The 14627-nt window shown below is 64.6% G+C and carries 11 protein-coding genes and 1 pseudogene; 5 read left to right on the top strand and 7 right to left on the bottom strand.

Annotated features, from left to right (window positions below):
• Positions 1–51: 51 nt before the first annotated feature.
• Together AC1RRC_RS03625 and AC1RRC_RS03630 are read right to left on the bottom strand one after the other, a co-directional pair.
• Positions 52–2475, bottom strand: coding sequence for an FdhF/YdeP family oxidoreductase (locus AC1RRC_RS03625; RefSeq protein ID WP_493053887.1), 2424 nt, complete (start codon positions 2473–2475; stop codon positions 52–54).
• A gap of 79 nt (positions 2476–2554) precedes the next feature.
• The gene (locus tag AC1RRC_RS03630) at positions 2555–3754 is read right to left on the bottom strand and encodes an NAD(P)/FAD-dependent oxidoreductase (protein ID WP_493053888.1); all 1200 of its coding nucleotides are present in this window, start codon (positions 3752–3754) and stop codon (positions 2555–2557) included.
• Between the two features lie 145 nt (positions 3755–3899).
• Between AC1RRC_RS03630 and AC1RRC_RS03635 the strand changes: the two genes are divergently transcribed.
• On the top strand, positions 3900–4439 hold the full coding sequence (locus AC1RRC_RS03635; protein WP_493053889.1) for an RrF2 family transcriptional regulator: 540 nt from the start codon (positions 3900–3902) through the stop codon (positions 4437–4439).
• A 1-nt stretch (position 4440) separates the two neighbouring features.
• Here AC1RRC_RS03635 and hmpA read toward each other — a convergent pair whose 3' ends face one another.
• Both hmpA and AC1RRC_RS03645 read right to left on the bottom strand, forming a co-directional pair.
• The gene (hmpA, locus tag AC1RRC_RS03640; RefSeq protein WP_493053890.1) at positions 4441–5616 is read right to left on the bottom strand and encodes an NO-inducible flavohemoprotein; all 1176 of its coding nucleotides are present in this window, start codon (positions 5614–5616) and stop codon (positions 4441–4443) included.
• Positions 5617–5763: 147 nt separating this feature from the next.
• Entirely contained in the window at positions 5764–6435 is a 672-nt protein-coding gene (locus tag AC1RRC_RS03645; RefSeq protein WP_493053891.1) for an aquaporin, read from the bottom strand.
• Positions 6436–6654: 219 nt separating this feature from the next.
• Here AC1RRC_RS03645 and AC1RRC_RS03650 point away from each other — a divergent pair, with 219 nt between their 5' ends.
• The gene (locus tag AC1RRC_RS03650) at positions 6655–7716 is read left to right on the top strand and encodes an AraC family transcriptional regulator (RefSeq protein WP_493053892.1); all 1062 of its coding nucleotides are present in this window, start codon (positions 6655–6657) and stop codon (positions 7714–7716) included.
• Between the two features lie 42 nt (positions 7717–7758).
• Complete coding sequence (locus tag AC1RRC_RS03655; protein WP_493053893.1) at positions 7759–8508, top strand: YdcF family protein; 750 nt, start codon at positions 7759–7761, stop codon at positions 8506–8508.
• Positions 8509–8531: 23 nt separating this feature from the next.
• Here the strand turns inward: AC1RRC_RS03655 and AC1RRC_RS03660 are convergent, their stop codons facing one another.
• The 3 genes and pseudogenes from AC1RRC_RS03660 to AC1RRC_RS03670 all read right to left on the bottom strand — a co-directional run bounded on the left by AC1RRC_RS03660 (position 8532) and on the right by AC1RRC_RS03670 (position 11261).
• The gene (locus AC1RRC_RS03660; RefSeq protein ID WP_493053946.1) at positions 8532–8912 is read right to left on the bottom strand and encodes a response regulator; all 381 of its coding nucleotides are present in this window, start codon (positions 8910–8912) and stop codon (positions 8532–8534) included.
• Positions 8913–9068: 156 nt separating this feature from the next.
• Positions 9069–10832, bottom strand: a pseudogene (locus AC1RRC_RS03665) (PAS domain S-box protein); the annotation flags it as partial.
• A 51-nt stretch (positions 10833–10883) separates the two neighbouring features.
• A complete protein-coding gene (locus AC1RRC_RS03670; RefSeq protein ID WP_493053894.1) occupies positions 10884–11261 on the bottom strand; it encodes a hypothetical protein in 378 nt (125 codons plus the stop codon).
• A 120-nt stretch (positions 11262–11381) separates the two neighbouring features.
• On the opposite strand from AC1RRC_RS03670, the gene AC1RRC_RS03675 reads away from it, so the two are divergent.
• Both AC1RRC_RS03675 and prsT read left to right on the top strand, forming a co-directional pair.
• Entirely contained in the window at positions 11382–11702 is a 321-nt protein-coding gene (locus AC1RRC_RS03675) for a hypothetical protein (protein ID WP_493053895.1), read from the top strand.
• A 135-nt stretch (positions 11703–11837) separates the two neighbouring features.
• Entirely contained in the window at positions 11838–14624 is a 2787-nt protein-coding gene (prsT, locus tag AC1RRC_RS03680; RefSeq protein ID WP_493053896.1) for an XrtA/PEP-CTERM system TPR-repeat protein PrsT, read from the top strand.
• Positions 14625–14627: the final 3 nt, after the last annotated feature.

The following is a 14627-nucleotide window of genomic DNA, read 5'->3' on the forward strand; positions in this document are numbered from 1 at the left end:
GGCAGTATCGGCCATCGGGAACGCGGGTGGCGCGCGTGTGCCACCCGGAAATCATGAAGGTAACGGGCGTTCGATCAGGATCGGCACTTCCTTGAAGGCCGGCGTATTCGAGCCGCGCGCGGTCAGGCCGGGCGGCGACAATGGCGTCAATTCCGGGAAATAGCCAAACACATCGTCGCCGAGAATCGGGTATTGCACCAGGCGGTAACCTTCCACCACGCGGTCGATCCCGTCCAGCGATGCGCCCCGCAGGTTGACGATATCGCCATCCACAAAACCCAGCCGCGCCAGGGTGGCCGCGCCGATGAACAAGACCTTGCGGGTATGGTGCACGCCCCGGTAACGGTCCACTTCCCCGCGCGGGTCGTGGTAGACCGTGGTGTTGTATTGCCGGTGCGCGCGCACGGTGGCCAGGCACAGCACCTTGTCGCCATACACCGCACGGGCGCGCCGCATGATGGAGTCGGCCGGCAGCGCATGGGGCGCGAAATTCGCCCGGCCGGTATCGGTTTTCCAGATCCGCAGCGCGGCGGTATTGGGCAAATGGAAGCCGCGGCGCTGGCGGATATTCTTGTTGTAATCCACGAAACCGGCGACGGCGCCATCGGCCACCTGTTCGATGTAATGGCGCGTGGTGTCGTAATCGCGGCCCATGGCGCGCCAGTCCACCGTGGAATCAGGCAAGGTATGACGCGCCAGTTCCGTCACGATATATGGTTCCGAACGCAACTGTTCGCTGGCCGGCCGGTTGCGCCCGGTCGAGGCATGCACCATGCTGGCGGTATCTTCCACGCTGACGAATTGCTGGCCGTTATCCTGTTCATCGTGCTCGGTACGGCCCAGGCATGGCAACAGCAAGCCGACCTGGCCCGGATACAAATGCGTGCGGTTCAGCTTGGTGGCGATGTGTACCGTCAATTTGCAGCGCGACAAGGCATTCAGCACGCGCGGGCTGTCCGGTCCGGCCACGGCGAAATTGCCGCCCAGGCCGGTGAAGGCGTGCACGGAACCATCCAACAGCCCGTTGATCGTGCCGACCGCATCCAGGCCTGCCTGCTGCGGCGGGGTAAATCCGAACACCCGCTGCAAACCTTGCAGCCATTCCGCCTTCGGGCGGTTGGTAACGCCGACCGTGCGGTCGCCCTGCACATTCGAGTGGCCGCGCACCGGCATCACACCGGCGCCGGGCTTGCCGACATTGCCGCGCAACAGCATCAGGTTGACCAGCATCTGAATGGTTTCAATCGCATATTCGTGCTGGGTCAGGCCCATGCACCAGGTGGCGATGGTGGCGTCCGACGCGATATAAGTCCGCGCCGCCTGTTCCAGTTGCGCGCGGCTCAAGCCGCTGGCCTGTTCGATGGCGTCCCACGGCTGGGCGCGGACCGTATCGGCCATGGCTTCAAAACCTTGCGTATGCTGGGCAATAAAGGCGTGGTCGATGATGGCGGCGCCCGCTGCCGGAGGGACTGGCCGGCCGGTTGCGTCACCGGGCGCGCGATGGGGGTTGTCGCCCGCCGCTCCGTGCGCCGCTTCGTTCCCCGCGCTATTCGCGACGCCATTCGCTGCCTCGGCCGCCGCCAGGACCGCCTTGATCATGCCCGTCAGCGCCGCCAAGTCGCCGCCCACGCGCACCTGGTAATACTCGTCGGCGATCGGCGTGCTGGCGCCGGTCAGCATTTCTCCCGGCGACTGCGGGTCGGTAAATTGCTGCAGCCCCCGCTCCAGCAGGGGATTGAACACGACAATGCGCGCGCCGCGCTTTTTCGCCTCGCGCAAGTCGCCCAGCATGCGCGGGTGGTTGGTGGCGGGATTTTGGCCAAACACAAAAATCGCCTGCGCATGCTCGAAATCTTCGCGCGTCACGGTGGATTTGCCGACACCAAGCGACAGCCGCAGCGCATCGCCCGACGATTCGTGGCAATAATTCGATGAATCCGGGATGTTATTGGTGCCGAACGCGCGGGCAAACAATTGGTAAGGGAACGCGGCTTCGTTGCTGCTGCGGCCCGAGGCGTAAAACACGGCGCGCTGCGGGCTGTCCAGTGCGCGCAGTGCGGCGCCGGCCAGCGTGAACGCCTGTTCCCAGCCGATTTCCCGGTAGGTGTCGGATGGCGCGTCATATAACATCGGCGCCGTCAGGCGCCCGATCGCTTCCAGCTGCCATTCTTCCCGCGTGCGCAATGCCGTGACGGTATGCTGCGCAAAGTATGCCGGCGTGGCGCGCTTGGGCGTGGCTTCATGGGCGATGGCCCAGGCGCCCTGCTCGCAAAAATCCACGGATTTATCGGTGGGCGAATCCGGATAGGCGCAACCGGGACAGTCGATGCCTTGCGGCTGGTTGACGTGCGGCAGCGCTTTCAGGGCAGGCAAGGCGCCATTGCCCTGCAGCGCGCTGGCGGCGCCGCGCAGTGAACCAAAGCCGCCGGCCGGCTTGTCATACGCGTGGATCGGGATGGTTTTCGAGTGTGTCATGGCATGTTGTATAGAGCAGTGGCGCGCACTTTATCATACGCCATGGCCAACTCAAATTGCGCCCGCCGCAGCCGTTGCGTCAGCCAAACGCCTGGTCCGGATGGGCCGCCGCCAGCAACAGAGCACGTTCCGGCGCCGGTGGATAGATCCACTCGCGGTTGATCTGGTTCTTCAATGCCTTCGCGTCGGCGCCGGCCATGCCGACCTCGCGCTGCCAGCCTTGCGTCAACACGGCGCCCCAGCCGCCCAGGTCCAGGCACGTCACATAGTTCGGCTGGCGGTAGGCCAGCGTGGCCAGTCCCAGTACATCGCGCGCGGCATTGTGCCCGGCATAACGCCCCGTCACCAGCGCATGCTGGCACGCCATCAGCGTGGGGTGGCCTTGCTCGTCCGTGCGTGCGATGGCGGCGTCGCCGGCGGCAAAGATGTGATGCGCACCTTCGACCCGCAAGTCATCGGCCACCACGGCGCGGCCCAGCGCGTCGGATTGGCAGGCCACTTGTGCCGCCAGGCCCGTGGCACGCATACCGCCGGTCCAGACCACGGTGGCGGCATCGATGCGCGCGCCGTCGGCCAGCACCACGCCGTTGCCATCGAGCGCCGCGACCGCCCGGCCCAGCACCCGTTCGATTCCCAGGCTGGCGAGCGCCTGTTCGATCACGGGACGGGGACCGGGGCCGAGATCCGGGCCGACGTCATCGGCGCGCTCCACCAGCACGACGCGCGGCTGCGCGCCCGGCAAGCGGGCCTGCAAGCGCGCCGGCAATTCGCACGCCAGTTCAATGCCGGTAAAACCGGCGCCGACCACCACCACCGTATCGCGGGCCGGCGACGCGGGTTGCATGGCCAGCAATGCCAGGTGGGCGTCGAGTTTCTCCGCATCGGCCGGCTGGTCGATACTGTGGGCATGCTCGCCGAGCCCCGGCACGCCGGGCCGGTGCAGCGCGCTGCCCGCCGCCAGCACCAGGCGGTCATAGGCCAGCGACATGTGTTGGCCATCGGCGCCTTCGACGTCCACCCAGCCATCGCCGCGATGGATGCGCCGCACCGTGCCCTGCACATAGCGGACGCCCGCCGCTTGCAGGTGCGGCAAGATATCCGTGCGCCAGGCAACCGGATCGCTTTCATGCAGGCGCGGCCGCATGGCCAGTTGCGGCTGCGGCGCAACCAGCACGATCGCCACCTCCGCCGCCCGCTGTTCATCGACCACCCGCGCCGCCGCCAGTGCGCCCCACAACCCGGCAAAACCGCTGCCCACCACCAAAATCGTTTGTGCCATACCCCAATGCTCCCTGTTAAAGTTAACTACGACTCGTTACATCGTAGTTAACAATATTACACTTCCGTGCGGCGTGCAAGCTTGCCAGCGGCGCGGCCGCTCCGCTATCCTGCAAACTACGAGTGATGAAGTCGGGGTTTAAACAATGTCGCATATCAGTACCGGGGTGGAATACGCGCTGCACTGCCTGCTGTTCCTGTCAGGACGGCCGGGTGGCGCGGAAGAAGCCAGCGTCAGGGACCTGGCGGATTTGCAGGGTTTGCCGGCCGATTACATGGCCAAACTGTTTACCAAGCTGAGCAAAGCTGCGCTGGTCCGCGCGACGGAAGGCGTGCGTGGCGGCTTTGCGCTGGCGCGCGAGCCCGCGGCGATTTCCGTGCTGGACGTGGTCGATGCCATCGATGGCGGCAAGGCGCTGTTTGATTGCCGCGAAGTGCGGCAGCGCTGCGCCGTGTTTGAAGGGAATGACCTGGATTGGAACGGGGTGCCGCCCTGCACCATCCACGCCGTCATGATGTCGGCGGAACAGCGCATGCGGGAAGAATTGGCCCGCCACACGCTGGCGGACCTGGCGCAGCGGGTCGCCACGGTGACGCCGCCCGTCTATAACCAGTCGGTGGTGGCGTGGCTCGATACGCGCGCGGCCAGCAAGCGGCCTGCCCGCGCGCCCGGCACGGCGGAGTGAGTTATTGCAGTGCTTCGGCCGGGCCGAAGAATTCAAAGTGGGTTTGCGTTTCCGGGACACCCAGCTCTCGCAGGTGGGATTTCACAGCCTGCATGAAACCTTTCGGCCCCAGGAAATAGGCATCGACGTCGCGGTTTTCCGGCAGCCATGCGCCCAGCTGCTCCTTGCTCAGGAAACCCGATGCGTGCGCCAAGCCTTCGTCATCGCGTTCATACACATAGTGGCGGCGCAGTTGCGGATGCACGCCGGCCAGGTGATCGATGTGGCCACGGAACGCATGCACACGCTTGTCGCGGGCCGCATGGATGAAGTGGACCGGACGCTGTGTGCGCAGTGCCGCGCCCAGCATGGCCAGGGTTGGCGTGATGCCCACGCCACCGCTGATCAGGACCAGCGGCTTGTCGCCGTCTTTCAGCACGAAATCGCCACTCGGCGGGAACAGGTTCACGGTGTCGCCCAACTGCACGTGCTGGTGCAGATGGTTCGACATTTTGCCGCCCGCTTCACGCTTGACGCTGATGCGGTAGGTTTCGCCGTTCGGCAGCGCGGACAGCGAATAATTACGGCGCTGCTCGCCACCATCGATGGTGGCGACGATCGTGGTGTACTGGCCCGGTTTGAAGGCCAACAGTTTACCGCCATCGGCCGGCGCCAGGACAAACGACGTGATTTCTTCACTCTCGGCCACCTTGCCGACCACCTTGAACGCACGCTCGCCGCGCCAGCCGCCTTCGGCTTGGGCGTTGGCGTCATACACTTGCTGTTCCGCGCCGATCAGGATTTCCGCCAGTTGGCCATACGCCGCGCCCCAGGCCTCCAGGACCGCGTCGGTCGCCACGTCGGCGCCCAGCACTTCACGGATCGCGCCCAGCAGCGCCGCCCCCACCATGGGGTAGTGCTCGCGCTGGATTTGTAACGATACGTGCTTGTTGACGATGGTGCTGACCAGTGGCCCCAGCGCTTCGAGGCGCTCGATGTTCGACGCATACATCAGGATACTGTTGGCCAGCGCGCGCTGCTGGGTGCCGCCGTGCTGGTGCGCTTGGTTAAAGAAGGGCGCCACTTGCGGATAGTCGCGGAACAGCTTTTGGTAAAAGTGGCGCGTCAGGGTTTCTCCGCCTTCCTTGAGGATCGGGACCGTGGCGGTAATGATGGCGCGGTGTTCTTGGGACAACATGGCGAGTCAGCCTTTCTTGAGCGGGTTACTGTTGGTCGTTTGAAGCTCTTGATATGCGTCAACTATAACGAAGTTTCTTTAAACATGCAAATGCTTTACATGTTTATTTGCAAGAAAAACGCCCCGTCCGGAGCGTCATCCGCCGCCTCAGGAACGCACCGCGTTACGCGCATGCCCATACAGCCACAGGAAGACCGCCGTGGCCGCCGCAGCGCCCGCCAACTGTGACAAGACAAAGGCCGGCGCATCGGCCAGACGGATCGCGCCCGCCTCGCCCACCACCTTGGCCAGGGTCAGCGCTGGATTCATGAAGGCCGCCGACGAACTGAACCAGCACGCCGCCATGACATACGCCGACACGGCAAACGGCGCAATGACGGGCCGCGCGCGGCCGCAACCAATGAACACCGCCAGTAAACCAAACGTTGCGACAAACTCGCCGAGCCACTGCCCCATGCCGCTGCGCTGCTGCCCGGCCGCGACCAGGAAGTCGAGGCCATACATGCCGTGCACCAGCGCCACGCCGGCCAGCGCCCCGGCCAGCTGCGCGGCGATATAGGGCGCCACGTACTCCACCCGCAGGTTGCCGCGCCAGGCATCGGACAAGGTCAGCACGGGATTGAAATAGCCGCCGGAAATGCCGCCAAAGGTCAGGATCAGCACCGCCAGGCCCATGCTCGACACCAGGGTCGTCACCAGTTGCGCCATGGCGGCATCGCCGCCCGCCAGCCGTTGCGCGGCTATGCCGCAACCGCCGGAAATCGCCAGCAGCAATGCCGTTCCCAGGCATTCCGCCACCATGCGTTTTGCGATGCCCATGCACGTTTCTCCAGTGAAAAAACCGTACTGTAGGGCAGCCTGCGGCAGCGCTCATCAGCGCCTGGCAATACCGGCTATCCGCCCCTGCGCCAACTGTACTTTGGTGCCGTGGAGCGTCCGCCACATGTCTGCAAATGACAAATTTATGACGTGAAATGACAAGTGCATCCCGCGTCGCTACCCGACAATGACGCATTGATTATTTTTTGTGCAAAGAAGATGAATCCGACTCCACTCCCTGCTGAAAAAGGTTTCCCGGTTGGCGCCCTGGCCGAACTGCCGCAACTGCTGCGCGATTTCGGTCTCGATCCGTGGGAATTGCTGGAAAACTACGGTGTGCACCGCGACATGATGCAAAAGCCGCTGACCCCGCTGCCGGTATTGCAGCACGGCCGCATCATGCAGGCTGCGGTGGAAGCCACCGGCTGCACGCACCTGGGTTTGCTGCTGGGGCAGCGTGCGACGCTGGAAACCGCGGGTCCGCTGCGCCACCTGGTCTTGAATGCCGGCACCCAGCGCGAAGCCGTGGAAGCGGTGGTCCGGTTTGCGCAGCTGTGGCATCCCGCCATGAAAATCGACCTGACGGAAAACAATGGCGACGCCATGCTGGGCCTGTCGATGGAAGGCCGCTTCGCCGGCGAGCTGCAACTGCTGACCTCATGCCTGGCCGCGATGGTCAAGCACCTGGAAGGGATTTTTGACCGCAACTGGCGCCCGGTACAAATCCAGCTGGCGATCGAACCGCCGGCGGTGTCCGACCCGTACCTGCGCTTTTTCCGCTCTCCCGTGCAATTCGGCACGCAGCGCCATGTGATCGTCTTCCGCGCGGCCGGCCTCGACGCGCCGCGCAGCCTGGCGGCGCCCCACCGCGACACGGCCCTGCAACAGCAATTGACCGAGCTGGAAGCGAAAAATGCGCCGGACTTCCGCACCCGCGTGCGCCACGTGATTGAAAGCTTGTTGCCCGCCGGTGATTGCAATGTGGAACGGGTAGCGGAACTGTTCGCCATGCACCGCTTTACCTTGTACCGCTACTTGCAGGAAAGCGGCACCACCTTTGAAACCCTGCTGGCGCAAACCCGCGCCGACATGGCCACCACCATGTTGCAGCATACCGCCATGCCCATCGGCGATATCGCGCTGGCGCTGGGATACAGCACCTCGACCAGTTTTGGACGCGCCTTCACGCGCTGGTTCGGCAAGTCGCCGAAAGACTGGCGCAAGGGCATGCTGGGGATACGCCGCAGCCTGGCGCCGGCGCCGCTGCTGCGCGCCGCGTAATGCCGGCTTGACATGGGGTAATGGGCTTGCTTCAATGCCGGGATGTTGCTATCCCAATTGATCCATTACCTCGTCTTGCCGCCCATTAGCCTGCTGTTGGCGGCATTGGCAGGCCTGGCGCTGCGCCGGTCGCGGCCCCGATTCGGCCAGATGCTTTACCGTGGCGCCATGGTCCTGCTGCTGGTCATCAGCACGCGCTTTGCCGCCAACCTGATGGTGGCGCCACTGGAAACCACCCCGCCACTGACTGCCGACGCCGCGCGTGGCGCCCAGGCGATCGTGGTCTTGACGGCCGGTGTCCTGGCGCGCGCACCGGACTATGGCGGCGGCGATGCGCCGGACAGCTTGGCGCTGGCGCGCATGCGCTATGCGGCGAAAGTGCAGCACGAGACGGGCTTGCCGCTGCTGGTGACGGGCGGCCGGATTGATGGAGAACAGGCGCAATCCCTGGCGGCCAGCATGGCGGCCGCACTGCGCAACGAGTTCCGGACCGACGTCAAATGGGTCGAGGAAGCGTCCACCAACACCGCTGAAAATGCCGCCTATAGCGCCGCCATCCTGCTACCGGCGGGGGCCAAACGCATCGTACTGGTGACCCATGCGATGCACATGCCGCGCGCCGCGCGGGTCTTCCGCAATGCGGGTTTCGACGTCGTCCCGGCGCCGACCGCCTATTATTCGCACGGCCCGATTCGCCTCTTCCAATTCCTGCCCAGCGCATCCGGCCTGGCTGCCAGCTATTACGCGATCTATGAGTGGATCGGCCTGGCCTGGTACCGCGTGCGGCACTGACAACGGCAACCCGGGCCGCCGGGTCAGGCTGGACGGCTGCGCACCACGGCCAGCGCGGCGTCCAGCGCGTCATTCAAGGCGCTGATCTCGATCGGCTTGGTGATGTAACGGAAAACGCCCGCGTCCAGCGCCATGTTGATATCGTTTTGCATGGCATTGGCGGAAATCGCGATCACGGGAATCCCCGCCGTGGCGGGATCGTGGCGAAGGCGCCGTTGCACATCCATGCCGCTGATATCGGGTAAATTCATGTCCAGCAAAATCACGCTGGGAACGCTGGCGCGGATCAGTTCCAGTCCCTTTTCCCCGTTCACCGCCGTCAACAGGCGCACGTCCGGGCGGAAACGCAGCGCCTCTTCCACCAGACGCAAGTTGGCGGGATTGTCTTCCACATAGACCAGCATCGGCGGCGCACCGTCTTCAATGACGCGGACCGGCACGGGCGGCGCCGCGGCCGCTGCGGCGGAGATGGCGGCCCTGGCGGTCTGCGGCGCATCCGTGAGCGCCAGTTCAATGAAAAACACACTGCCGGTTCCGGGCGAACTGGAAACGCTAATGGTCCCGCCCATCAATTCCACCAGCCGTTTCGTGACGACCAGGCCAATGCCGGTGCCCTCTTGCCCATTGTTTTCCTGTCCCAACCGGTTAAACGGCTGGAACAGCCCGTCGACCTGGTCAGAGCGCAATCCCTGCCCGGTATCTTGCACGGACAGGCGGATCCGGCCGCCAGCAGCCGCCACGCAATCGACCACCACCACGCCCAGGTCGCGGTTGTACTTGATGGCGTTGGACAGCAGGTTCAACACCACTTGCTTCAGACGGGTGCGGTCCGCCTGGACGTGCAATCCCGTTTGCGACGGGAAAATCATGCGAATGCCGCGATTGCCGGCCTGCGGTTCCATCATGATATTGGTTTCCGTCAGCAATTCATCGACACCGACTGGTTCCATCGACAAGGTCACCGCGCCGGATTCGATCTTCGACAAGTCCAGGATTTCATTGATCAGCTCCAGCAAATGCTTGCCGGACTTTTGAATGTAACCCATGAATTCCTTGCGCTGTTCCGGCGACACGGGCAGCGCGTCATTGTCCAGCAATTGGGCAAAGCCAAGGATCGCGTTGAGCGGTGTGCGCAGTTCGTGCGACATATTGGCCAGGAAACGGTCCTTGGCCTGGCTGGCGCGTTGCAATTGTTCACGCTGTTCGTGCAAGGTGGCTTCAATGCGCTTGCGCTCGCTGATGTCACGGATCGCGCTGGACACCAGCGTCTCTCCTTCGGTTTCCAGCGGACTCAGGCTGATCTCGACCGGGAATTCGGTGCCGTCGGCGCGCAGGCCGTACAGTTCCAATCCCGCGCCCATCGAGCGAGGGCGTGGCGAATGGAAAAAGCCCCCACGCAACTCGGGGTGGCCTTGCGCAAAGCGCTGGGGAATCAGCACTTCGATGCGCTTGCCCAGCAGGTCGCGGCGGTGGTAGCCGAATAAATTTTCCGCCTGCGTATTAACCAGGACGATTTCGCCGCCGCTGTTGACGATGACGATGGCGTCCGGCGCGGATTCCAGCAAGCCACGGAACTTTTGCTCCGCCTTGCGGCGGTCACTGATGTCGCGGATCGCGCTCATCACCATCGCGCCTTCGTCGGTATTGATTGGACTGAGCGAAATTTCCACAGGGAATTCCACCAAGTCCTTGCGCACGCCGTACAACTCCAGGCCCGCGCCCATGGTGCGGGTACGCGGCTGAGTGAAGTAACTGGAGCGATGGCCAACATGGGTGCCCCGGAAGCGCTCCGGCAACAGGACTTCGATCGGCTGTCCCCGCAATTCACCATTCTGGTAACCGAACAAGCGCTCGGCCTGCGAGTTGGCCAGCACGATCAGGCCGGTGGAATTGGCGATGATGATGGCGTCCGGCGTGGATTCCAGCACATCGCGGAAGCGCGCTTCGACTTGTTTGGCGTCTCGCATGGCTTTTAAACGCGTAATGTCCTTCTTGCAGAACATCACATATTCATTACGGCCGCCACTGTCGTACACGGTCTTGCTGGCGACATCGACAAACACCGGCGACCCGTTCTTCCGCCGCCGCAGGACTTCATAGTCCCACGTGCCGCCGCTGCGCTCCAGGGCCTGGATAAAAGTGTTCCAGTCCTGCCCCGGCATGCCGACCAGCTCATAGAGCGCGCGGCCATCCGCCTCGCTCGCGCCATAGCCAAACACTTGCTCCGCCCCCGGCGACCAGTACACCACGATGCCGCGGCGATTGCACACCACAACAGCGCCCGGCAACTGCTGTAATACCATCTGGTCGAAATCGGTGGCCATGGTTTCCCCTGCAAAATTAACAACTTGAGTATAGAGCGCCCGTTGCCCCGGTCACAAGCACGAAATTCCTCCGCTCTCCCCGAGATGGCGGTCCATCGCAAAAGCAGGATCCGGTGCGGTGGCCATTGCGGCTGGCCGCACGCTGGCGGCCGGGTTGGCGGGTGTGGTCATCACATGTTCGTTAATTGCAATTTTGAATTCCCCCGATGGTGGCTGGCGTTGTTTATTGAGCAGCGTGTCGCACCTGAGAAACTCAGCCGCATACCTGTGCAAATAACAAATCATTACAATTACATACTGTTCAGGTGTCAGGCCGGAAGGCATACTCTGCGGATTCTGCCCTGTTGCGGTGCGCCGCAGCAAATAGCAAAAGCATAATGCTTGTATTGTGCTGTAGAAATAAGTGGTAAGATGGCAGGTGCTGTCCAACAGCAAGAAATCCGAATAAAGGCAAACTTCTCGATGGAATTATTCAACAAATCTGGCATTTTGGTCGCGGCAGTGCTGGTTACTGTGGGCGTACTGATCGGAGCGCAAGCCAAGGATGACATGATGCCTCCGCCCAGTGTCATCGAAGCGACCGCCCAGAAGATGAGTAAGGAAGGGAATTTTGTTGCAGAGCGGCGTCTGCGCGAATGGGCCGCCCAAGGCTCGGCCGTGGCGCGGCGCGAGTTGGCAAGACATTACCAGGCAGACCCGGCGCGCCGTACCGAAGTACTGCAATTGCTGGAAGACGCCGCCCGCGCCGGCGATGGCCAGGCTGCCACGCAATTGGCCCAGTTGCGCGAAGCGGAGCATGGCGATGGCATTGACAACATGAAAGAAGCCGCCGCGTCCCATACCGCCGCCAACAGCTGGACCCGCTACTAATCTTTTCACCGGCCCCGCCGGTTCTCCAGTCCCCACCGCCCTTGCCGGCCGCCTAGCGCTACCCGCATTGCGCTGACGCAAAGGCGCCACAGCTTGCGCGCCTACCCTGAAGCATACACTGCCCAGGAGAGCGCCATGTCCCGATTGACCCGCCGGCACCTTGCCGCCGCCATTTTTCCAGTCTTGCTGGCCACCGCCGGCTGCACCCGCACACCGGATCCGGCGCAGCTGATCGCCTCGGCCACCCGCCACCAGGCCGGCGGCGATAACCATGCCGCCATCATCGAACTGAAAAACGTGCTGCAACAGGCGCCCGCGCATGCCGCCGCGCGCCTGCAATTGGGCGATGTGTATCTCGACAGCGGCGATATGCTGTCGGCGGAAAAAGAATTCCGCCGTGCACACGATGCCGGCGCCGCACCGGCCGCGTTCTGGCCACGGCTCGCCACGGCGTTGCTGCTGCAGCAGCGCTACGAACAAGTGCTGACCGAATTGCCGGACGATGACGCGCTGCCGGCCGCGGCGCTGGCCGACATCCAGGCCCTGCGCGGCTACGCCATGCTGGGATTGCGGCGCAACGGCGATGCCGTCAACCTGTTTGCACTGGCGCTGGCCGGGCATCCGAACCACGCCACGGCGCAGCTGGGGCAAGCCCGCATGGCGCTGCAAGCGGGGGATATGGTCCAGGCGATGGAAATCGCCAGGCGGGTGGTGGCGGCGCATCCGGACCACATAGAAGCCCTGCGGCTGCTGGGCGACTTGCATCGCCGCGCCGGCAATCCGGAACCGGCGCTGGACAACTATCGCCAGGCCATCCGGCGGCGTCCCGGCCATTTGCAAGCCCGCCTGGATGCGGCCGCGCTGCTGGCGGCGCAAGCCCGGCTGGACGACGCGCGCAAGGAATTGGGGCAAGCGGTGCGGATCGCTCCCGGCAGCGCCGCCGTCCTGTATACCCAGGCGTTGCTGGCATTGCAGGAGAAGAAATATCCAGCGGCCCTGGAGCGCCTGCAACTGATCTTGCGCGCCGCGCCGGACCATCCGCCATCGAACTTCCTGGCCGCCGGCATCTACCTGGCACAAAACAATTTGCCCCAGGCCGAACAGCACGTCCAGCAATTCCTGGCGGCGCAGCCACAGCATCCGGTTGGCGCCAGGATGGCCGCGATCATTGCCCTGCGCAATGGCAAGGCCCGCGACGCCGTGGCACTGCTGGAGCCGTTACTGGAACGCTATCCCGACGACAGCGAATTGCACGCGACGGCCGGTGAAGCCTACCTGCGCCAGCAAGCCTATGCCAAGGCCTCCGCCAGTTTCGACAAGGCCGCCGGCGCGGCGCCGGCGACAACAGCGCTGCGCACCGCGCAAGCGCTGACCCAGCTGGGACTGGGCGACAACCAGGGCGCCGCGGCGGTGCTGGAACAAGTCCTGCAAGCGCCGGCGCAAACCGCGTCCGATGGCGCCCAGCAGCGCGCCGGCGCATTGCTGGTCGTGGCCCACCTGCGCGCGGGCGACTATGACAAAGCGCTGGCGGCGGCGCAGTCGCTGGAAAAGCAGCAAGACAATCCGGCCCTGCAAAATTTGAAGGGTGGCGTCCACCTGGCCCGCAAGGACCCGGACCAGGCGCGCCGCGCATTCGAAGCAGCGCTGCAGTTGCAACCGGGCTACCCTCCCGCGCTGCAAAACCTGGCCCAGCTCGATCTGCTGGCCGGCCAGCCGGACGCCGCGCGCATACGTTATGAAGCGGCGCTGGCGCGCGACGGCGGCAATGCGGAAATCATGATGGCGCTGGGCCACCTGGCCGCCCAGCGCGGCCAGGGGCAAGCTGCGCGGCGCTGGCTGGAACGCGCGCATCAAAGCGCTCCCGACGCCATTGGCCCGGCGGTGCAACTGGCGAGCTGGTATTTGCACGCGGGCGAACTGCCCAGGGCGCTCGCGCTGGCGCAAAAACTGCACGCCGCCAATCCCGGCAGCACCGATGCGCTGGCCGCGCTGGCGGCGGCCCGCGCGGCGTCGCACGATACCGAAGGCGCGCTGGAAAGCTACACGGACCTGGCCGGCCGCCAGCCGGATAACGCCGCCGCGCAGTTGCAGCTGGCCGGCGCGCACATGGCGCTGGACCGGCCGGCCGATGCGCTGGCCGCGGTGCGCAGGGTGCTGGCACTGCAACCCGATCATGGCCTGGCGCTGGCCACGGCGGTCCGGCTGCTGGCGCAATCGCGCGCATGGGATCAGGCCTTGGCGCTGGCCAGGCCGGCACAGTCGCGCCCCGCCACCGCCGCATTGGGTTACCGCCTGGAAGGCGATGTAGAAATGGCGCGCGCCCGCGCCGCGCTGGCGCTGCCGCTATACCGCAAGGCCTACGCACTGGAACCGGGTGGTCCGCTGGTGATTTCACTGCACCGCGCACTGAGCGCCACCGGCAAGCCCGGCGACGCGCACAAGCAAATCACCGACTGGCTGGCAACCCATCCGCGCGACTTGCCCACCCGGCTGTACCTGGCCAGCACGCTGGTGGCCGCCGCCGACTACCGCGCCGCCATCCCGCATTTTGAACAGGTGCTGGCGGTCGAACCCAATCATGTGGTGGCGCTCAACGACCTGGCATGGAGCTGCCAGCAACTTGCCGACAAGCGCGCCCTGTCCTACGCGGAAAAAGCCCATGCGCTGGCGCCGGCCAATCCCGCCATTGCCGATACGCTGGGCTGGATCCTGACGCAGCAAGGCCAGTCCGGACGCGCCGTGCCATTACTCAAAAAAGCCACGGACAGCGCACCGGAGGCGGGCGACATCCGCTTCCATTACGCCAGCGCCCTGCTGCGCGCCGGCGAACGCAACGAAGCCAAGCGCCAGTTGCAGCGCCTGCAGTCCGACAGCAGCTACCGGCAGCAGGCGGAAGTGCGCGCCCTGCTGGCCGGCCTATAGCGG

Source organism: Pseudoduganella sp. GW821-FHT12E03 (assembly GCF_058807115.1).